Source organism: Blastochloris tepida, assembly GCF_003966715.1.
GTDB classification, from domain to species: Bacteria; Pseudomonadota; Alphaproteobacteria; order Rhizobiales; family Xanthobacteraceae; genus Blastochloris; species Blastochloris tepida.
Map to the genome: position 1 here is coordinate 2326945 of NZ_AP018907.1, position 18898 is coordinate 2345842.

General features: G+C 69.4%; 19 protein-coding genes. 4 read left to right on the plus strand and 15 right to left on the minus strand.

The annotated features are described in order from the left end of the window. Position 1: 1 nt before the first annotated feature. The 5 genes from BLTE_RS10765 to cobT form a co-directional block, all read right to left on the minus strand. Complete coding sequence (locus BLTE_RS10765; protein WP_126400370.1) at positions 2 to 439, minus strand: VOC family protein; 438 nt, start codon at positions 437 to 439, stop codon at positions 2 to 4. A 17-nt stretch (positions 440 to 456) separates the two neighbouring features. Further along, positions 457 to 708 (minus strand): hypothetical protein, encoded by a 252-nt coding sequence (locus tag BLTE_RS10770; RefSeq protein ID WP_126400372.1) that lies wholly within the window; start codon positions 706 to 708, stop codon positions 457 to 459. 40 nt (positions 709 to 748) lie between these two features. Further along, positions 749 to 1657, minus strand: coding sequence for a methylenetetrahydrofolate reductase [NAD(P)H] (metF, locus tag BLTE_RS10775; RefSeq protein WP_126400375.1), 909 nt, complete (start codon positions 1655 to 1657; stop codon positions 749 to 751). After that, the gene (locus BLTE_RS10780) at positions 1657 to 2655 is read right to left on the minus strand and encodes a metalloregulator ArsR/SmtB family transcription factor (RefSeq protein ID WP_126400378.1); all 999 of its coding nucleotides are present in this window, start codon (positions 2653 to 2655) and stop codon (positions 1657 to 1659) included. Before BLTE_RS10780 ends, metF begins: the two co-directional genes overlap by 1 nt. 339 nt (positions 2656 to 2994) lie before the next feature. Beyond that, positions 2995 to 4041: a nicotinate-nucleotide--dimethylbenzimidazole phosphoribosyltransferase gene (cobT, locus tag BLTE_RS10785; protein WP_126400381.1), complete on the minus strand. Its 1047-nt coding sequence runs from the start codon at positions 4039 to 4041 to the stop codon at positions 2995 to 2997. A gap of 404 nt (positions 4042 to 4445) precedes the next feature. Here cobT and BLTE_RS10790 point away from each other — a divergent pair, with 404 nt between their 5' ends. The 3 genes from BLTE_RS10790 to bla are packed head-to-tail and all read left to right on the plus strand — an operon-like array spanning position 4446 to position 6252. Next, positions 4446 to 4637 (plus strand): DUF1289 domain-containing protein, encoded by a 192-nt coding sequence (locus tag BLTE_RS10790; protein ID WP_126400384.1) that lies wholly within the window; start codon positions 4446 to 4448, stop codon positions 4635 to 4637. Continuing rightward, positions 4634 to 5383 (plus strand): retropepsin-like aspartic protease family protein, encoded by a 750-nt coding sequence (locus tag BLTE_RS10795; protein WP_126400387.1) that lies wholly within the window; start codon positions 4634 to 4636, stop codon positions 5381 to 5383. Before BLTE_RS10790 ends, BLTE_RS10795 begins: the two co-directional genes overlap by 4 nt. Beyond that, the gene (gene bla / locus BLTE_RS10800; protein WP_126400390.1) at positions 5380 to 6252 is read left to right on the plus strand and encodes a class A beta-lactamase; all 873 of its coding nucleotides are present in this window, start codon (positions 5380 to 5382) and stop codon (positions 6250 to 6252) included. The genes BLTE_RS10795 and bla overlap by 4 nt, the downstream gene beginning before the upstream one ends. A gap of 25 nt (positions 6253 to 6277) precedes the next feature. Here the strand turns inward: bla and BLTE_RS10805 are convergent, their stop codons facing one another. The 10 genes from BLTE_RS10805 to BLTE_RS10850 all read right to left on the minus strand — a co-directional run bounded on the left by BLTE_RS10805 (position 6278) and on the right by BLTE_RS10850 (position 16148). After that, the gene (locus tag BLTE_RS10805; RefSeq protein ID WP_126400393.1) at positions 6278 to 7108 is read right to left on the minus strand and encodes a sulfite exporter TauE/SafE family protein; all 831 of its coding nucleotides are present in this window, start codon (positions 7106 to 7108) and stop codon (positions 6278 to 6280) included. Positions 7109 to 7119: 11 nt separating this feature from the next. Then, on the minus strand, positions 7120 to 8115 hold the full coding sequence (gene dusA, locus BLTE_RS10810) for a tRNA dihydrouridine(20/20a) synthase DusA (protein WP_126400395.1): 996 nt from the start codon (positions 8113 to 8115) through the stop codon (positions 7120 to 7122). 229 nt (positions 8116 to 8344) lie between these two features. Continuing rightward, positions 8345 to 9016, minus strand: a complete 672-nt coding sequence (locus tag BLTE_RS10815; protein WP_126400398.1) for a potassium channel family protein — start codon at positions 9014 to 9016, stop codon at positions 8345 to 8347. Then, a complete protein-coding gene (locus BLTE_RS10820) occupies positions 9009 to 10340 on the minus strand; it encodes a TrkH family potassium uptake protein (RefSeq protein WP_197723228.1) in 1332 nt (443 codons plus the stop codon). The genes BLTE_RS10815 and BLTE_RS10820 overlap by 8 nt, the downstream gene beginning before the upstream one ends. Before the next feature lie 253 nt (positions 10341 to 10593). Continuing rightward, positions 10594 to 11805 (minus strand): sodium ion-translocating decarboxylase subunit beta, encoded by a 1212-nt coding sequence (locus tag BLTE_RS10825; RefSeq protein ID WP_126400402.1) that lies wholly within the window; start codon positions 11803 to 11805, stop codon positions 10594 to 10596. 27 nt (positions 11806 to 11832) lie between these two features. After that, positions 11833 to 12159 (minus strand): hypothetical protein, encoded by a 327-nt coding sequence (locus tag BLTE_RS10830; protein WP_126400403.1) that lies wholly within the window; start codon positions 12157 to 12159, stop codon positions 11833 to 11835. Between the two features lie 170 nt (positions 12160 to 12329). Continuing rightward, positions 12330 to 12737: a biotin/lipoyl-containing protein gene (locus BLTE_RS10835; protein WP_126400405.1), complete on the minus strand. Its 408-nt coding sequence runs from the start codon at positions 12735 to 12737 to the stop codon at positions 12330 to 12332. Beyond that, entirely contained in the window at positions 12734 to 12865 is a 132-nt protein-coding gene (locus BLTE_RS18690) for a hypothetical protein (protein WP_280177349.1), read from the minus strand. The genes BLTE_RS10835 and BLTE_RS18690 overlap by 4 nt, the downstream gene beginning before the upstream one ends. 25 nt (positions 12866 to 12890) lie before the next feature. After that, complete coding sequence (locus BLTE_RS10840) at positions 12891 to 14453, minus strand: acyl-CoA carboxylase subunit beta (RefSeq protein WP_126400407.1); 1563 nt, start codon at positions 14451 to 14453, stop codon at positions 12891 to 12893. A gap of 804 nt (positions 14454 to 15257) precedes the next feature. Next, positions 15258 to 16148 (minus strand): IclR family transcriptional regulator, encoded by an 891-nt coding sequence (locus BLTE_RS10850; RefSeq protein ID WP_126400410.1) that lies wholly within the window; start codon positions 16146 to 16148, stop codon positions 15258 to 15260. 473 nt (positions 16149 to 16621) lie between these two features. Between BLTE_RS10850 and BLTE_RS10855 the strand changes: the two genes are divergently transcribed. Continuing rightward, positions 16622 to 18754, plus strand: a complete 2133-nt coding sequence (locus BLTE_RS10855; RefSeq protein WP_126400413.1) for an AMP-binding protein — start codon at positions 16622 to 16624, stop codon at positions 18752 to 18754. Positions 18755 to 18898 lie beyond the last annotated feature (144 nt).

An 18898-nucleotide genomic window follows, 5' to 3' on the forward strand; every position in this document is an offset into this window, starting at 1 on the left:
TCTATGCAGCGGGCTGAGGCAGCACCAGGGCGCCGTCCGCAGCGAGCGGGAAGAAGGGATTGAAGGCCACCTCCCAGAGATGGCCGTCGGGATCGGCGAAATAGCCGGAATAGCCGCCCCAGAACACAGTCTGGGCCGGCTTGACGAGCTTCGCTCCGGCCGCGACCGCGCGGGCGAGCACGACATCGACCTCGTCCGTGGAGCGGCAATTGTGGGCAAACGTGATGCCGGCGAAGCCGCCGCGCGCAGGCGGCTGCTGCGCATCCTCGGCCAGCGCGTCCCACGGATAGAGCGCCAGCGCGATCCCGCCGAGCTGGTAGAACGCGATGCCCTCGCCCGGCACGTCGGCGCGCGCCCAGCCCAGGCCCTGCTCATAGAAGGCCTGGGCACGGGCAAGGTCGGCGACGCCGAGGGTGATGAGGCTGAGGCGCTGGTCCATGGCCGGTCTTCTCGCGGTCAGGAGCGCGTTTCGAGCGCGGCGAGGCGGCGCTCGATCTCGGCGAGCCGTTCCTCGACCTCGGCCGCGGCGTAGCGGCCGAGCACCGACTCGCCGAACGCCGCCTGCTTGACGTTGTCGATCTTGATGTCGAGAGCGGCGATCCGCGCCTCGACGGCCCTGAAACCGGCCGCCATCTCCCCCCGCATGCCCGTCATGTCGGCGCGGATCTCACGCAGCGGCGACAGCACCAGATTGTCCGGCTCGACCATGGCGATCTCCCGAATTCCTGCCCCCACTATAAGGGAACGCTCACGCCGCCGCCTGTGCCGCGACCGGCCGCAGGCCCAACAGGTGGCAGATGGCATAGACCAGATCGGCGCGGTTCATGGTGTAGAAATGGAACTCGGTGACGCCGTGGTCCACCAGATCGAGCACCTGCTCGGCCGCCACCGCCGCCGCGATCAGCTCGCGGGTCCGGAGGTCGTTGTCGAGCCCCTCGAAGCGGCGGGCCAGCCAGCCCGGCACCTCGGTGCCGCAGCGTTCGGCGAAGCTTTTGGCCTGCTTGAAGTTCATCACCGGCAGGATGCCCGGCACGATGGGAATGTGGAGGCCGCGGGCGGCGACGCGGTCGCGATAGCGCAGGAAGTGGGCGTTGTCGAAGAAGAACTGGCTGATGGCGCGGCTGGCGCCGGCCTCCACCTTGGCCTTGAGCACGTCGAGATCGGCCTCGATCGAGGCGCTCTCGGGGTGCTTCTCGGGATAGGCCGACACCGACACCTCGAAATCGGCGATCCTCTTGATGCCGGCGACGAGGTCGGTCGAATGGGCGTAGCCACCGGGGTGCGGCTCATAAACGGTGCCGGGGCCGGCGGGCGGATCGCCGCGCAGCGCCACGATGTGGCGCACGCCGGCCGCCCAATAGGCGTGGATCACCGCGTCGATCTCCTCGCGCGTCGCGGCGACGCAGGTGAGGTGCGCCGCCGGCTTCAGCGCGGTCTCCTCGACGATGCGCTTGACGATGGCGTGGGTGCGCTCGCGCGTCGATCCGCCCGCGCCATAGGTCACCGACACGAAGGCGGGATTGAGCGGCGCCAGCCGGGTGATCGACTCCCAGAGCTGGGCGTCCATCTCCGCCGTCTTGGGCGGAAAGAACTCGAACGACACCGAGATGCCGGGGCCGCCCACGAAGCGGGAGGGGCGACAGGAAGAAAGGGTCATCACGCAACCTCGCGGTTTCGGTCTTCGGCGCGGCCGGCGCGCCGATCGCGCCCGACCCACAACAGAACGGTGAGCTTGTCGCCCTCGCCGCCCGGCGGCTCCAGCGCCCGCTCGGCGATCACGTCGAGGCCGGCCGCCTGCATCCAGCCCGCCACCTCCGAAGGCGCGAAGCCGAGGCGGCGGTGGCCGAACTCGCTGCGCAGGAACTCCTGGGTGTGGGCGGCGAAATCGACCACCAGCAGCCGGCCGCCCGGCGCCACCAGCGAGGCCGCCTGCCGCAGCGCGCCGGCCGGGTCGTCGAGATAGTGCAGCACGCTATGGACCACCACGAGGTCGAAGGAGGCCAGGACGAACGGCGGCGCGAACAGGTCGCCCTGGCGCACCTCGGCATTGCGGATCCCGGCCTTCTCCAGATTGGCGCGGGCGATCGCCAGCATCGCCGGGCTGGCATCGAGCCCCACGGCGTGGCCGACCTTCGGCGCCAGAAGCTGCAGAATGCGGCCGGTGCCGGTGCCGAGATCGAGCAGCGTGCCGGCCGGCTGGGTGCCGGCGGCCTCGACGATCGCCTGCTCCACCGCCTCCTCGGCGACGTGCAGCGAGCGGATGCGGTCCCACTCCGGCGCGAGGCGGGCGAAGTGCGCCTGGGCCGCGGCGGCGCGGGCGGCGCGCACCTCGGTGAGCCGCGCCCGGTCGCGCGCCACCACCGGGTCGGCGGGATCGACCAGACCGAGCAGCGCGTCGGCGGCGTCCGCGCCCGGGCCGCGCCCGGCCTTGCGGTAGAACGCCCAGGCGCCCTCGCGGAAGCGCTCGACGAGGCCGGCCTCGGCCAGGAGCTTGAGATGGCGGGAGATGCGCGGCTGCGACTGGCGCAGGATGTCGACCAGCTCGGTCACCGTCAGCTCGGCCTCGGCGAGCAGCAAGAGCAGACGCAGCCGCGTCGCCTCGCCGGCCGCCTTGAGACCCTCAAGCGCCTGCTGGAACGAGAGCGGCTCGGCCATCCATCACCTCTAAAGACATAAACATATCTTTATGAGGATCAGGCCGGTGTCAAGACGGACGGCCGAAATGGAGGTCGTCGCCCCCGACAAGCGAAGTGCGAGCCGGGGCCGTGGCCAAGGTCGTCGTCCCGGACAAGCGAAGCGCGATCCGGGACCGTTTGCAGGTGGGGGACATTTTCCGGAGAACGATCCCGGCTCTCGGCTTCGCCTCGGCCGGGATGACGCGGAAGCGTAGGGCGCAATAGCGAAAGCGTATTGCGCCGAGGAATCTGCGGAAGTGCGGAATACGCTACGCTATTCCGCCCTACCGAGTTCGTCCGGGGTGAAAACCCTGTACCGTCACGTGCCCTTGGTGGCAACGCCGGCCGATTCGAACGTCGCCATGTCGCGCCAGCACGCTAAGGCGCCCTTGACGATGCCGGCGGCGATCGCCGCGCCCGACCCCTCCCCCAGCCGCATGCCGAGATCGAGCAGCGGCGTCTTGTTCAGGCGGCGCAGCACCTCGACATGGGCGGGCTCGGCCGAGCAGTGGGCGGCGAGGCAGTGGTCGAGCGCGCGGGCATCCATCGCATGCAGCACGGCTGCCGCCGCGGTGGTGACGAAGCCGTCGAGGATCACCGGCACGCGCTGGTGGCGGGCGGCCAGGATGGCGCCGGCGATCGCCGCCACCTCGCGGCCGCCGAGGCGGCGCAGCACCTCCAGCGGATCGCCGTCGCCGGCCCGGTGCAGGGCTACCGCCTCGCCGATCACCTGCGCCTTGCGCCGCACCCCCTCGTGGTCGAGCCCGGTGCCGGGGCCGACCCAATCCTGCGGCTGGCCGCCATAGAGAGCGTGGTAGATCGCCGCGGCGATGGTGGTGTTGCCGATGCCCATCTCGCCGACGCACAACAGGTCGATGCCGCCGGCGATCGCCTCCATGCCATAGGCCATGGTGGCGGCGCAGGCCGGCTCGCTCAGCGCCGCCTCGGCCGAGATGTCCGGCGTCGGCTGGTCGATGGCGAGGTCGAACACCTTCAGCCCCAGGCCGTAGGCGGCGCAAAGCTGGTTGATGGCGGCGCCCCCGGCCGAAAAATTGTCGAGCATCTGGCGGTTGACCGAATCCGGAAACGCCGAGATGCCGCGGGCGGTGACGCCGTGGCTGGCGGCGAAGATCGCCACCAGCGGCCGCTCGACCATCGGCCGGGTCGAGCCCTGCCAGGCGGCGAGCCACTCGACCAGCGCCTCCAGCCGGCCCAGCGAGCCCGGCGGCTTGGTCAGCTCGGCGTCGCGGGCGCGGATGGCGGCCACCGCCTTCTCGTCCGGGCCCGGCATCTGGGCGACGAGGCGGCGGATGTCGTCGAAGGGAAGGCCGGTGGGACCGGCGGCTTCGGACGAACGTTCGGACATGGGTCTGGCTCCGGGGCGTGAGGCAGGGCGATCGGGCGGGCGGCGCGGCGGCGGCTTGCGGCCCTGCGAAGGGGTGTGGGCAGGCGTTGCGGGCCGGGCGCGCGTCGCCGGCCGATGCTGCCCAGCGGCGCGGTCGGCGCCAGCGTGGCGCGACCTATAGCGGCCGGCGCGCGGGCTGGGCAATCCAGCCACCGGTTGCGGCAGCCCGCTGCCGGCCTGTCAGGCGAGGCCGGGCGAACGCCCCTTGGTCCGGCGGCGCATCGATTTGCGGGTTTTCCGCCGGCTATTTTCAGGTTATCAGCGGCGGCTTACGGGCGCCTGCGCCGCAGCGGGCGGTGATTGCGGTCGCGACCTGAGCCATTATGGTCCCGATGCCAGCTTCGGAATCGCCCGACAACAGCCCGATGACCCCAGCCAGCCCCTGCATCAAGGTCTGCACCCTCGATCCGGCGTGGCGGCTGTGCATCGGCTGCGGCCGCACGATCGAGGAGATCGCCGGCTGGCGAACCATGTCCCAGGCCGAGCGCGAGCGGGTGATGGGGGAATTGCCGGCGCGGCTGGCGCGCCTCGCCGCCCGCGACGAGGGCGCGCTGTGAAATCCTCGCGGCCGTTCGTCATTCTGGTCACCGCGGTGGCCGTGCTGGTGCTGGGGTTCGGCGCCCGCGAGCAGAGCGGCATCATCGCCGGCATGGCGATCGCCGATCTCGCCGGGGTTTCCTGGCGGCTCGCGCTGGTGGCGATCGCCGGCACCCTCGCCTATCTGATGTATCACGGCCAGCTTATCGAGGTGCTGCGCACGGTGCTGGTCTATGTCGGGCTCGTGACCGTGCTGGCGCTCGGCTACACCTACCGGATCGAGATCGCCGCGCTCGCCCACAAGCTGCTCGGCGAGAGCATTCCCGATATCGTCCAGGCCGGCCGGGACGATGCGCCGCGCGTCGAGGTCAAGCGCGGGTCCGGCGGCGACTTCTCGGTGCCGGCCGAGCTCAACGGCAAGCGGGTGCGGATGATCGTCGACACCGGCGCCACCGCCGTGGTGCTGACGATCGATGCCGCGCGGGCGGCCGGCCTGCCGCTCGATTTCCTGCGCTACGACGTGCCGGTGGAGACCGCCGGCGGCCGCACCAAGGCGGCCTCGGTGGTGATCGAGAAGCTCGCCGTCGGCGGCATCGTTGCGCGCAAGGTGCCGGCGCTGGTCGCCGAGCCGGGCAACAACCTCAAGATCAGCCTGCTCGGCATGACCTTCCTCAGCCGGCTCGACTCGTTCGAGGTGCGCGGCGACAGGATGGTGATGCGCGCCCGGCCGGAGGGGGGAGACGGATTTCCGAAGGTGGTGCCATGATCTCCCGCCGCACCCTGCTTGCCGGCCCGCTGCTCGCCGCGGCGGCCGTGGGCTGTGGGCCGGCGCAGGCCGACAGCGGGGACGCGTCCCTCGCGGCACAACTCGCCGGCCTTGAGCGGGCGCACGGCGGCCGACTCGGCGTCGCCATTCTCGACACCGGCAGCGGGCGCGCGGCGGCCCATCGCGGCGACGAGCGGTTTGCGCTGTGCAGCACCTTCAAGCTCCTGGCCGCCGGCCTGGTGCTGGCGCGGGTCGACCGCGGCGAGGAACGCCTCGACCGGCGGATCGCCTATGACGCGGCGGCGCTGGTGCCCTATTCGCCGATCACCGGGCCACATGCCGGCGAAGGCTTGACGGTCGGCGCGCTGTGCGAGGCGGCGGTGACGCTCTCCGACAACACCGCCGCCAACCTGCTGCTCGACAGTTTCGGCGGCCCGGCGGCGCTGACCGCCTATCTGCGCAGCCTCGGCGATGCCGCCACGAGGCTCGACCGCCGCGAGCCGGCGCTGAACGAGGCCACCCCCGGCGATGCGCGCGACACCACGACGCCGCTCGCCATGCTGCAGACCCTGCGCACGCTGGTGCTCGGCGAGGCGCTCTCAGACCCCTCGCGGGCGCAGCTTGCGGCGTGGCTCCGCGCCAACAGAACCGGCGACAAACGGCTGCGCGCCGGGGTGCCCAAGAACTGGCAGGTCGGCGACAAGACCGGCTCGGGCGGCCACGCCGCGACCAACGATGTCGGCATCCTGTGGCCGCCCGGCGGACGCCCGCCCATTCTGGTCGCCGCCTATTACGCGGAGTCACCGGCCATCGAGGACGCCCGCGCCGCCGTGCTGGCCGAGGTCGGACGGCTCGCGGCGGGCATCTGACCGGCGGCGCAGGTAAATCTCGCCCCTACAGCAGGATGTCGGCCAGAAAGCGCAGGCACACCACGGTGAGGAACACGCCGAAGGCGATCTCCAGCTTGCGCCGCGGCAGGCGGTGGGCGAGCCGCGCGCCATAGGGCGCCGCCAGCGCCGCGGTCGGCGCGATCATGGCGGCGCCGATCAGCGACACGTAACCGAGCGAGAACGGCGGCAGCATCGCCATCTTCGGCCAGCCGGCGATGACGTAGCCGAGCGCGCCGGGCAGCGAGATCAGCACGCCGAGGCCCGACGACGTCGCCACCGCGCTGTGGATCGAGCGGTTGTAGAGCGCGAACACCATGTTGGCCATGGCGCCGCCGCCGACGCCCATCAGGGTCGAGGCCAGCCCGATGCCGAAGCCGTAGAAGCCGAGCGTCCGACGCCCCGGCAGGTCGTCGGCGAGGCGCCAGTCGTCGCGGCCGGAGAAGGTCTTGATGACGATGGTGGTGGCCACCACCACGAAAACCAGCTTGAGCACCAGCGCCGGGGCATGGGCGGCAACCACGCCGCCGGCCATCACGCCCGCCACCACCGGCACCGCCCACACCTTCAGCACATCCATCCGCACCGCGCCCTTGGCATAATGCGAGCGGAACGACTGGATCGAGGTCGGGATGATGATGGCGAGCGAGGAGCCCACCGCAAGGTGCATCCGCACCTCCTCCGGCACGCCCATCATCTGGAACACCTGATAGAGCACCGGCACGATGACGGCGCCGCCGCCGACGCCGAACAGCCCGGCCATCAGGCCGGTGACGATGCCGGCCGCCAGCAGCGCGGCCGACAGAGCGGCGAGTTCGCCAAGCGGAATATCGATCATGGGGATCCCGTTTATGCGGCGATGTCGCCCTGCCCGCCGCGGAGCTCGGCCAGCGCGGCGCGGATGACTTCGACATCAGAACCGGGCTTCGTCGCCCCCTCCGCCAGCAGGCGGCGGAAGCGGCGGGCGCCGGGCACGGCGTGGAAGGCGCCGACCATGTGGCGGGTGACCGCCGACAGCCGCCCGCCGATCTCGAGGTGACGCCGGCTATAGGGAATCATGCGCTCGACCGCCTCGGCCATGTCGGCCACCGGCGCCGGCTCGCCGAAAAGCTCGGGATCGACGGCAAGAAGCCGCCACGGCTCCTGATAGGCGGCGCGGCCGAGCATCACCCCATCGACATGGTCGAGATGCGCCCGCGCCTCCTCCAACGTGGCGATGCCGCCATTGAGGATGATGTCGAGAGTGGGCCGCGCCCGCTTCAGCCGGTAGACGCGCTCATAATCGAGCGGCGGCACGTCGCGGTTCTGGCGCGGCGACAGCCCCTCCAGCCATGCCTTGCGGGCATGCACGATCAGCGCATCGACGCCGGCTGCCACCGCCGCCTCGGCCAGCGCATCGAGCGCCTGCTCGGGATCCTGGTCATCGACGCCGATGCGGCACTTCACGGTCACCGGCAGGCTCACCGCCGCCTTCATCGCCGCCACGCAGTCGCCGACGACCTGCGGCTCGCGCATCAGGCAGGCGCCGAAGCGGCCGTTCTGCACCCGGTCGGACGGGCAGCCGACATTGAGATTGACCTCGACATAGCCGAAGCCCTCGGCGATGCGCGCGGCCTCGGCCAGATCCTTCGGCTCGGCGCCGCCAAGCTGGATCGCCACCGGCTGCTCCTCGGGCGAGAAGCCGAGCAGCCGCCCCCGGTCGCCATGGATCACCGCGCCGGTGGTGACCATCTCGGTATAGAGCAGCGCGTGGCGGGTCAGCTGGCGGTGGAAGAACCGGCAATGTTTATCGGTCCAGTCCAGCATCGGCGCAACAGCAAACCGCCGCATATTGGTGTTGCTCATGTTTATTGAATTGCAGACCATTTTCTGTTGCAGATGCGACAGCGCCGACGCAAGCGCCAGATCGAACCTTACACTCGCCTTTCCTTCATGACCACGGCACCTGGCGAAGCCGCGATCGGCGCTGCGCGACATCGCGCGCGCCTTACAACATGGCCCACCGTTCGATTTCGCGGCTGGCGTGATGCGTATGGCTGGAAACTGGGTCGGTCGGGACACCGGAGGGGCGACATCAGGTTATCGCAGCGAACGCCTCCACCAATTTGGTAGGGCCCGACACGATGAGGAGGTCGCCTCGCTGGATCATCGTCTCCGGCCGCGCATAGCCGAAATCGGCCCTGGGCCGCTTCACGCCCACGACGGTGACGCCATACTTGCTGCGCAAGGCGGACTCGGCGAGCGTCTTGCCTTCCGTCTCGTGCGGCGCGGAGGTCTTGGCAATCGCGAAACCGTCGTCGAACTCGATGAAGTCGATCATCTTCCCGGTCACAAGGTGCGCCACGCGCGCGCCCATGTCGGCCTCCGGGTAAACCACGTGATGGGCCCCGGTGCGCTCCAGGATACGCCCGTGCTTGGGACCGTTCGCCTTGGCCCAGATGTCTGGAACACCAAGTTCACAAAGTGCCAGCACGGTGAGTACGCTCGCCTCGAGGTCGGAGCCGATGCCGACCACGGCCCGTCCGAATTCATGCACGCCGAGACGACGCAGCGTGTCGCCGTTGGTGGAGTCGGCCTGCACCACATGGGTAAGCCGGTCCGCCCAGGATTGCACCAGGGCGGCGTTCTCGTCGATGCCGAGGACGTCGTGTCCGAGCCGCAGCAGCGACCCGGCCACGGCGCCGCCGAAGCGGCCGAGGCCGATGACGACGACTGCGTCGTCGCGCGGGGATGAACTGCTAGCCAACAATTGGGCGTTCCTCCGGATAGCGATAGAGCGTCTTCTTGGTGTTCAGGGCCAAGCTCGTCGCGGCGGTGATGGTGCCGACCCTGCCGACGAACATCAGAAACATGATGACCAATTGCCCGGTCGGAGGCAGTTGAGCGGTGATACCGGTCGACAGCCCCACTGTGGCGAAGGCGGAGATCACCTCGAACACGACGTCCTCCAGGGCGAAGTCGCTGACGCTCAGGAGGGCCAGGGTCGCCGCCCCCACGAGGACGACGGCCAGCAGGACGACTGAGAGCGCCTGTCGCTGGACATTTCTGGAGATGCGCCGACCGAAAGCGTTGACGTCGGGCTCACCGCGGATTTCCGCCCAGACCACCAGCGCAAGCACCAGGAAGGTTGTTACCTTGATGCCCCCGGCGGTGCCTGCGCTGCCGCCTCCGATCAGCATGAGCCCGTAACTGACGGCAAGCGTTTCGGGCCGAAGCTGGCCGATATCGAAGGCGTTGAAGCCCGCGGTCCGGGTCATGCTGGAGTGGAAAGCTGCACCGAGCAGCTTGGCCGCAGGATCGAGCGTGCCGAGGGTCGCTGGGTTGCTCCACTCGTACGCCAGCACGATGAGCATGCCGCCGGGCAGCAGCATGCCGGTCCCGAGGAGCGTGATCTTCGTGTGCAACGACCATCGTGCGGGCCGGCGCGGGTCTCGGCGGATGTCGCTGAGCACCGGAAAGCCGATACCGCCCAGGATCACGGCAACCATGATCGGGCCGAGAACCAGAGGGTCGGCGGCGAAGCCGACCAGATTGTCGGAGTAGGTCGAGAAACCAGCGTTGTTGAACGCGGACACCGCATGGAACAGCCCGTGCCACGCTGCCGCGTCCCATGGCTCCCCGTAGGCATAGTGCAGCCGGACGCAAAGGAATGCGGCCATTGCCAGCTCGATGACGACCGTCACCAGGAGGATCAGCCGCAGCAACGCTAAGATGTCGCCGGGCGCCAGGCTGCGGGTTTCCGCCTGCGCGATCAGACGAGAGGTGAGCTTTAGCCGCCGCGAGACCAGATAGCCGAGCAGGGTCGCTCCGCTCATGATCCCGAACCCGCCGATCTGAAACAGGGCCAAGATAACGCCCTGCCCGAACCCTGACCAGTAGGTGGGCGTGTCCTCGACAATCAGCCCGGTGACGCACACCGCCGAGGTGGCGGTGAACAGCGCCGTCAGAAACGGGGCGCCAGCCTCGTTTGCGCTGGAAATGGGGAGCATCAGAAGGCCGGTGCCCGCGAGAATGGCGAACAAGAAGGCCATAGGCACCAGCCGGGCGGGATGCTGAAGCGTCTTCGGCAAAGCGGTGGTCCCCTGGCATCGTTCGGCGGAAACGGGGGCGCCTCGCCTCGAATGTCCGGGCGAGGTCGTCCGGAGAGGAGCGCGGGCCGTCGAGGCCGCGGGCGGTCCTCTGCCGATGGGGCTGGCATCTGCTCCGAGCCGTGGTCATGCCGGAAGCCGCCCTCTGCAGGCGAGTAGTGTCTCGGCCCTTCGCGGTCAACTCGTCATGGCCGGGATATAGCCGCTCCCGGGTCGCGGATCATCCCCCTCCCGCTCACGCCCCCCGGAGCAGGCTGATCAGGATGGCGGCGAAGATGGCGCTGGTGATGACGCCGCTGATGCCGGCGCCCAGCGCGTGCGGCAGGATGATGGCGTTGGGGTTGTCGTGGCTGACGATCTTCTGCGCCACCTTGGCCGTGGTCGGCACGCACGAGACCGCGGCGATGCCGATCACCGGGTTGTACTTGCCGCCGCTGAGCCAATAGAGCACGTAGCCGCCGAACAACCCGCCGATCGCCGAGAACGTCAGCGCCATGATGCCGAGAACGAGCAGGATCAGAACCTTGGGATCGAGAATCGTGCCGGCCTCGCACAGCGCGCCCAGCACCAGCCCGAGGAAGAAGGTGGCGCCGTAGAGCACCTGATTGGAGAGCAGGTCGCGAAACTGCACGAGCCCGCTTTCGCGGACGATGACGCCGAGAAACAGGCTGAGGAACAGGGGCGAGGCCACCGGGAACAGCAGCGAGAACAGAATGCAGGCGATGACCGCGAACACCATCTTCTCGGAGCTGGAAATGGTGCGCTGCTTCTCGGTGGGCATCTGGATGGCGCGCAGGCGCTTGGGCACCAGCGCCTTCACCAGATAGGGATAGCCGCCATAGGTGAGGCCGAGATAGAGATAGCCGACCACGGTGATGGCGACGAAGATCTCGGGCGCCAGGATCAGCGAAGCGAACAGCACCATCGGGCCGTCGGCGCCGCCGATGGTGGCGGTGGCCGCCGCCTCCCTGATCGGCAGGCCGAGCATGACGCCGATCGGCAAGGTGATCAGCGTGCCGAGCTCGGCGCACACCGCCAGGAACATGCTGCGGAGCGGCCGCTGCATCACATAGCCGACATCGAGCAGCGTGCCGATGCCGAGGAAGACGAGGCAGGCGATGAGGCCGTTGGAGAACATCAGCGTGTAGATCGGCTGCAGCCAGTTGATCTGCAGCACATTCACCACCGCCTCGGTGCCGCTCGCCAGCGGATCGAGAAACAGCGTGCCGGTCTTGCCGTCCTGCAGGAACAGCACGCCGGCATTGACGGTGGCCATGCCGAGCCCCATCGGCACCATCAGCAGCGCCTCCAGCACGCCCTTGTGACCGAGATAGATCAGCGTGATGCCGAGCGCGATCAGGAACAGCCGCCCGACCACGATGTGCGTCTCGGCGGCGGCGAGCGTCGCGATGCCCTGGAACAGGTCGAGAAACGAGATGTCGAGCATGGCGGCTCCTTGCGGGGATGGGGCCCGTCAGCGGCGGGGGGCGTGCGAGGTGTGCAGGCGCGTGCGCGTCTCGCGCGTCCAGTCCTGCCCGTTCGTGGCCTCGCCGAGATGGATGATGCGATGGCGGCCGGGCAGCGCGGCATGCACCGCGGCGGCGATCACCGCTGCCACCTCGGCGCGGTCGTCGCGCACCGGCATGGCCAATGCGGGCGCCTCGCGCGCCGGCGCGCGGCTGCTGCGCGCCAGCACCGTGACGATGACGCGGATCAGCCCGGCGCACAGCGCGGCGATCACCGCCATCAGCACGAAGGCGGTGGCCGACGTCTTCACTGCGATCAGCGTCATCTCGTCCATGCGGGCTCCTCCGTTTGCAGATCCGTCTGCCGGTCCGCCTGCCAGTTTCGTCTGAATTGCCCGGCCACCGAGCCGGATGGATCGATGGGCCAGTTTCCCCGAACGCATTGACCCGCGTCCGCATCAACTTGGCCGCGCCGCACACCGGTGTCGGCGGATCGGAGATCCGATCAGGCGATGGTCACCAGCGGCTGGTCGCTGTCGACCGCATCGCCCGCCTTCACCAGCACGGCGGTGACGGTGCCGGCCTTGAAGGCGAAGATCGAGGTCTTCATCTTCATCGCCTCCAGCACGCAGATCTCCTGGTCGGCGGCCACCGCGTCGCCGGCCTTGACGGCGACCGACAGCACGACGCCGGCCAGCGGCGCGCGCTGCGCCTCGCCAGCTCCCGGCGCCACCGGCGCAGTGGTCGCAGCAGATGCCGCAGCAGGTGCCGCCGCCTTGGGCGCGGCGACCGCCGCCGCTGGGGGGGCCGTGGGCAGCGGCGTGTGCGGCCCGGTCGCGCCCTGGTCGGTCACCTCCTCGACGACGACGTCATAGACCTTGCCGTCAACGGTGATGCGCAGATGTCGGATCATGTTGGGTTCCCTGAACGGTCTTCCTGAGCGGTGTTCCCGGCGCTGGTCAGCAGCACCGGCAGGAGCGCCACGATCTGCCGCCGCGCAACCGGATCGGTGAGGACGAAGGCGAGGTTGGGTTCGGTCATGGCCGGGCCAGCGTTCGGGCGCGCGTCACAGCGGGATCAGGCCGTGCTTCTTGGGCGGACGCAGTTCTCGCTTGGCCAGGAGCTTGCGCAAGCCCAGCGACACCATCGCCCGCGTCATCTCCGGCTCGATGATGTCGGTGATGTAGCCCTTCGACGCCGCCAGATAGGGCGAGGCGAACTCGGCGCGGTAGTGCTCGACGAACTCTTTGCGCTTGGCCTTCTTCAGCTCGGGATCCTCGATCGCCTTGAGCTCGCGGCTGTAGAGGATGTTGACCGCACCATCGGCGCCCATCACCGCGATCTCGGCGGTGGGCCAGGCGAACACCACGTCGGCGCCCATCTCCTGGCTGCACATCGCCAGATACGAGCCGCCATAGGCCTTGCGGGCGACCACGGTCACCTTCGGCACGGTGGCGGCGGCGTAGGAGAACAGCATCTTGGCGCCGTGGCGGATGATGCCGCCGCGCTCCTGGTCGATGCCCGGCAGGAAGCCCGGCACGTCGACGAAGGTGACGAGCGGGATGTTGAAGGCGTTGCAGAAGCGGATGAAGCGCGCGCCCTTGTCCGACGAGTCGATGTCGAGGCAGCCGGCCTTTTCCATCGAATTGTTGGCGAGCACGCCGACCACCAGCCCCTCGATGCGGCCGAAGCCGACGATCAGGTTCCTGGCGAAGCTGGCATGGATCTCGAACAGCTCGCCGCCGTCGAGCACGCGGCGGAGGATGGCGTGCATGTTCATCGGCGTCGAGGGATCGGACTCGACCAGCGCGTCCATGCCCTCGTCGGGGCCGAAATCGATCTCCGGCCGCGGCGCGTGCGGCGGATCGGCGGTGTTGTTGCTCGGCAGATAGGACAGAAGCTGCTGGGCGAGCGCGATGGCGTGGGCGTCGTTCTCGGCGAGCAGGTGGACGTTGCCGGACACCGCGGCGTGCATGTCGGCGCCGCCGACATCGTTCATGCTCACGTCGCGGCCCGACACCGCCTTGATCACCTGCGGGCCGGTGATGAACATCTGCGCATTGGTGCGCGTCATGATGATGAAGTCCATCAGCGCCGGCGAATAGGCGGCGCCGCCGGCGCAGGGGCCGGCGATGATGGCGATCTGCGGCACCACGCCCGACAGCTCGACATTGCGGTAGAACACCTCGCCGTAGCCGGACAGCGCGTCGACGCCCTCCTGGATGCGGGCGCCGCCCGAGTCCTTGAAGCCGACCAGCGGCGTGCCGTTCTTGAGCGCATAGTCCTGCGCCCAGACGATCTTGCGGGCGTGCATCTTGCCCAGCGTGCCGCCGACCGACATGAAATCCTGGCTGAAGGCCGCGACCTGCCGACCCTCGACATGGCCGGTGCCGACCACCACGCCATCGGCGGGGATGTCCTTGTCCGCCATGTCGAAGGCGCTGCAGCCGTGGCGGATGTGGGCGCCGTATTCCTGGAAGGTGTCGGGCTGGAAGAAGGCGTCGAAGCGCTCGCGCGCGGTCATCAGACCCTTGTCGTGGCGCTCCTTGATCTTCTTGTCGCCACCGGCGGCGAGAAGCTTTTCGCGGCGCTGCAGCAGCGTGGCGCGCAATTCGGCGTCGAGCGACATGATCGAACCCGTTCCCTGGACAATGCGTCGTTGGACCATCAATCGGCCGAACACCATTTCCGCGCGGCCACCACGATTCCATCCTATAGCCATCCGCCGCCCAAGGACCAGCCGATAACGGCAGGCGCGGGCCAGCAACGGCCGGTGCGGACGTGGCGCGTTGACGCGATCCGGCCGCGCCGATCCGATGGCGGAATTTGACGACTGGATGACGGTTTGGAGCGGCTCGAATGCGCAGCATCGCCGTGGTGCGGTGCGGACACCGCAACGGCGCGTGCGACCGCTCCACGAACCAGTCCGCAGCCCCGCTCGCCCGCCGCGCATAGAACGTATCCCGGCTCACCTCGTAGCGCCGGCAGAGCTCCGATACGCTCCACGCCCCTGTGTCGTCGTCCGACAGCATCCGGATCCGCTGCTCCATCCGACAGGTCTCCAAAAATGGCATCGAAGGTCCTCCCTCCAATGCACCGTGACCTGTCGACCATCTGCCCGGTCTGAACTGTCAGGACTCTACCCGGTCCGTACCCCTTCGCGCCCCCCACCCCCGACCCCTCCCCACCATTCACTGCGTTCATGGGGGGAGGGGAGAAGAGGCATCCCGCTTCTCCCCTCCCCCCGCGAGCTTCGCGAGCGGTGGGGAGGGGTCGGGGGTGGGGGGCTTCTTCGAGGGGCGCGCAGCGAAGCCGGAATCCAGAAATTGGCGTGAACTCGTCTCGGTCTGTCACCGGAAGCCCGACCCGCCGGCGATGACAGCGCCTCGCTGCCGGGAGCCGTTGGAGCGGCGTTGGCCCGGACACGTTCCGTCTAGGCGGCGGTGTTGCGCTCCGGCGGCAGGCGGCCGGGACGAAGCTCGTTGGCGAGCGCCGACGGCTCGCCGCCGAGCTGCAGCGACAGGCTGACGGCGGCGGCCTTGACCTCGCTGCACACCCTCGCAACCGCATCGTCGGTGGCGCGCAAGGTCGGCAGGGCGCAGCACAACGCGCCGATGACCGCGCCGGTATGGTCGCGAATCGCCGAGCCGATGCACAGCACGCCGGGCTGGAACTCCTCGCGCACGATGGCATAGCCGTTGCGCCGCACCAGCCGCAGATTCTCGATCAGCTCGTCCTTGGAGCAGATGGTGTGCTCGGTGAAGCGGCGCAGCCCCTTCTCCTCGATGATGCGGCTGAGCTCGGTCTCCGGCACCCAGGCCAGGATCGACTTGCCGCTGCCGGTGGCGTGTGCGGCCTCGGCCTTGGCACCCTCGTCGAGGGCGACGCGCACGGCGTGCCGCGACTCGATCATCGCCAGCGTCACCAGATCGCTGCCGCGCAGCACGTCGAGGCTGACGGTCTCGCCGGTGGACTGGTTGAGCGCACGCAGCGCCGGCAGCGCCGTCTTGACCAGATCGATCATGGCTGCGCGCGAGCGCGACAGCTCCAGCGTCTTGTTGCCGAGGAAATAGGTGCGTCCGCGCGGGTTCTGCCCGACATAGCCGCGGTCGAGCAGCGTGGTGATGAGGTGGTGGCAGGTCGAGATGTTGAGATGCGCCGCCCGGGCGATCTCGTTGAGGCGCATCTCGTCGGTACCGGTCGCCAGCACTTCGAGAATGTCGAGCGCGCGCTCGACAGATTGAATGGTGCGCCGCTCCTCGTGCGGTGCGGTCGGCGTGACCTTCGGATCGAGCGTCGGGTCGTGCGGGGGCTGGTCAATCAAGGACTTAAGTCCTCTGTTGAAAACCGGACAAGGATCGTCTGGCCGTCCCGGCGTGTCAAGAAACCTCGATAATATGGGAGGATTTCAAACATCGTGAAACTTATTGCGCCGGACGGCGGCATTTCTTCAAGATTCTTCTCCGCTGTTGCGCACCTGCCGGCAATCATTCGCATCGCAGCAAAGCCGCCTTTTGCGCTGCAGCGACGATTTTTCACATCCCCCGTCGTGCGAAGGTGCCCGCTTCGCCTAAATTGCCTCTCGCATGACGGTCCGAATGAGGGTCCGAGCCGCGTCGTCCCGTCCCCGCCGGGGACGCGCCCCGTTGAAACAAACTGCGCAATCGTTCGAACCGGCTTTGCGACAGGGAATGCGATAAGGGGAACCCGGAGCGTCCGTGTGATTTCGCAAGATCCCCGGGCGGTGGCGTGTTCTCCCTTCAGTTGCCGCCGTCCGGCGGAATCGAGGTTGGGTTGATGGCGGTGGTTCGCGGTCTTTTGCGGGTGGTGCTGCGGGGTCTGTTCCGGTTCCAGGTGTGCGAAGACCGGACTCTGGCGACGGAGCCGGGGCAGCGCCGGATCTATCTGGTCTGCCATGCCAGCCATCTCGACCCGCTGTTCGGCCTTGCGCTGTTCGGCACGGGGGCGCTCCACGTCCTGCCGCCGGACACTGCGGCAAAATGGTACGTGCGCTGGATGCTGGCCGCCGGGCTCGCGGTCACCGCCCCGGCCGGGCTCGGGCAGGCGCTGGCGCTGCGGCGGCTCGCCGCCAAGCGGGCGGCCCTCGTGGTCTATCCGCCCGACCGCTCGGTGCTGGACGAGGCCGGGCAGCGGACGCTGGAGGCGATCGGCCTCGCCGCCCAGCGCACCGGCGCCGACATCGCCGCCGTCCGGCTCTGCGGCGCCGAGCGCACGCACGCCACGCTGCGCCGGCCGCACGAGATCAACCGCCACCTGCTGCCGAAGATCACCGCCCATATCGGCTCGCCGGTCAGGCCCGATCCGGGTGCCTCCCGCGGCCGGGTGCGCCGGGTCGCCGCCGGCCGGGCGCTCTATTTCGCGCTGTCCGAGTTCCGCTTCCGTACCTCCGACACCGAGCGCACCCTGTTCTCGGCGCTGCGCGAGGCCGCGGGCCGCTACGGCACCCACCATCCGGCGCTGACCGATTCGAACGGCGCCGCCTTCACCTACCGGACGCTGTCGATCGGCGCGCTGGTGCTGGGCCGGGCGCTGCGGCCCTATTCGCGCCCCGGCGAGGCGCTGGGCGTGCTGCTGCCCAATGCCGCGGGCACCGCCGTCACCTTCTTCGCGCTGCAGGCCACCGGCCGGGTGCCGGCGATGCTCAACTACACCGCCGGCGCCGCCAACATCCTGGCCGCCTGCCGCGCCGCCGAGGTGCGCACGGTGCTGAGCTCGCGCACCTTCATCGAGCGGGCGCAGCTCCAGGCGCTGACCGCCGCGCTGGGCACGACGATGAAGATCGCCTGGCTGGAGGATCTGCGCGGCGGCATCGGCCGGCTGCAGAAGCTGCGCGGCCTGATCGACCACGTGTTCTGGCGGCCGCGCGGCACGCCGGGCGAGCCGGCCGCCATCCTGTTCACCTCGGGCTCGGAAGGCTCGCCCAAGGGCGTGGTGCTGTCCCACCGCAACATCCTGGACAATTGCGCCCAGGTGGCGAGCCGCATCGATTTCGGTCCGGAGGACAAGCTGCTGAGCGTGCTGCCGGTGTTCCACTCGCTGGGGCTCACGGCGGGCATGATCCTGCCGCTGGTGGCGGGCGTGAAGCTGCACTTCTACCCCTCGCCGCTGCACTACAAGCAGGTGCCCGAGCAGCTCGCCTCGACCCGCGCCACCATCTTCTTCGCCACCGACACCTTCCTCGCCGGCTATGCCCGCAACGCCGCGCCCGACGCCTTCCGCACGGTGCGGCTGATCGTCTCCGGCGCCGAGCCGGTGCGCATGGACACCCGCCGCACCTATCGCGAGCGTTTCGGCCTGCAGCTTCTCGAAGGCTTCGGCATGACCGAGATGGCGCCGGTGGTGGCGGTGAACACGCCGATGTTCAACCGCGACGGCACGGTGGGGCCGCTGGTGCCCTGCATCGAGACCCGGCTGGAGCCGGTGCCGGGGCTGGAGGGCGGCGGCCAATTGTGGCTGCGGGGGCCGAACATGATGCTCGGCTACCTCAATGCCGACCGGCCCGGCCAGATCCAGCCGCCGCCCGGCGGCTGGCATGATTCCGGCGACGTGGTGGACATCGACGCCGACGGCTACGTCACCATTCGCGGCCGGGTGAAGCGCTTCGCCAAGATCGCCGGCGAGATGATCTCGCTCACCGCGGTGGAGGCGATGATCTGCGAATTGTGGCCCGAGGACAGCCACGCCGTGGTGTCGGTGCCCGACCCGCGGCGCGGCGAGCGCGTCGTGCTGCTGACCACCCGCGTCGCCGCCCAGCGCGGCGACGTCGCGGCGTTCGGCCGCAGCAAGGGCGTGAGCGAGCTGATGGTGCCGAGCGAGGTGATCATCATCGATCAGGTGCCGCTGCTGGGCTCCGGCAAGACCGACCACGTCGCCGCCCGCCGGCTCGCCTGCGACCGCATGTCGGCGTGAGGTCCGGGCCGCTATTGTGGCAGGCCGGAATGCGCGCGGGGGACCGTTTTCACAAGCCTGTCGCCCCGGACCGAGCGCAGCGAGGCGCCGGGGCCGCCATCCGGAAGGGGGCCTTTCCGGCAGACGATCCCGGCTCGGCGCTCC

What these genes read in the sequence shown, in the direction of transcription:
- BLTE_RS10765 (WP_126400370.1), bottom strand. Translation starts at nt 439, where the DNA reads ATGGACCAGCGCCTCAGCCTCATCACCCTCGGCGTCGCCGACCTTGCC.
- BLTE_RS10770 (WP_126400372.1), bottom strand. Translation starts at nt 708, where the DNA reads ATGGTCGAGCCGGACAATCTGGTGCTGTCGCCGCTGCGTGAGATCCGC.
- metF (WP_126400375.1), bottom strand. Translation starts at nt 1,657, where the DNA reads ATGACCCTTTCTTCCTGTCGCCCCTCCCGCTTCGTGGGCGGCCCCGGC.
- BLTE_RS10780 (WP_126400378.1), bottom strand. Translation starts at nt 2,655, where the DNA reads ATGGCCGAGCCGCTCTCGTTCCAGCAGGCGCTTGAGGGTCTCAAGGCG.
- cobT (WP_126400381.1), bottom strand. Translation starts at nt 4,041, where the DNA reads ATGTCCGAACGTTCGTCCGAAGCCGCCGGTCCCACCGGCCTTCCCTTC.
- BLTE_RS10790 (WP_126400384.1), top strand. Translation starts at nt 4,446, where the DNA reads ATGACCCCAGCCAGCCCCTGCATCAAGGTCTGCACCCTCGATCCGGCG.
- bla (WP_126400390.1), top strand. Translation starts at nt 5,380, where the DNA reads ATGATCTCCCGCCGCACCCTGCTTGCCGGCCCGCTGCTCGCCGCGGCG.
- BLTE_RS10805 (WP_126400393.1), bottom strand. Translation starts at nt 7,108, where the DNA reads ATGATCGATATTCCGCTTGGCGAACTCGCCGCTCTGTCGGCCGCGCTG.
- dusA (WP_126400395.1), bottom strand. Translation starts at nt 8,115, where the DNA reads ATGAGCAACACCAATATGCGGCGGTTTGCTGTTGCGCCGATGCTGGAC.
- BLTE_RS10825 (WP_126400402.1), bottom strand. Translation starts at nt 11,805, where the DNA reads ATGCTCGACATCTCGTTTCTCGACCTGTTCCAGGGCATCGCGACGCTC.
- BLTE_RS10830 (WP_126400403.1), bottom strand. Translation starts at nt 12,159, where the DNA reads ATGGACGAGATGACGCTGATCGCAGTGAAGACGTCGGCCACCGCCTTC.
- BLTE_RS10835 (WP_126400405.1), bottom strand. Translation starts at nt 12,737, where the DNA reads ATGATCCGACATCTGCGCATCACCGTTGACGGCAAGGTCTATGACGTC.
- BLTE_RS18690 (WP_280177349.1), bottom strand. Translation starts at nt 12,865, where the DNA reads ATGACCGAACCCAACCTCGCCTTCGTCCTCACCGATCCGGTTGCGCGG.
- BLTE_RS10840 (WP_126400407.1), bottom strand. Translation starts at nt 14,453, where the DNA reads ATGTCGCTCGACGCCGAATTGCGCGCCACGCTGCTGCAGCGCCGCGAA.
- BLTE_RS10855 (WP_126400413.1), top strand. Translation starts at nt 16,622, where the DNA reads ATGGCGGTGGTTCGCGGTCTTTTGCGGGTGGTGCTGCGGGGTCTGTTC.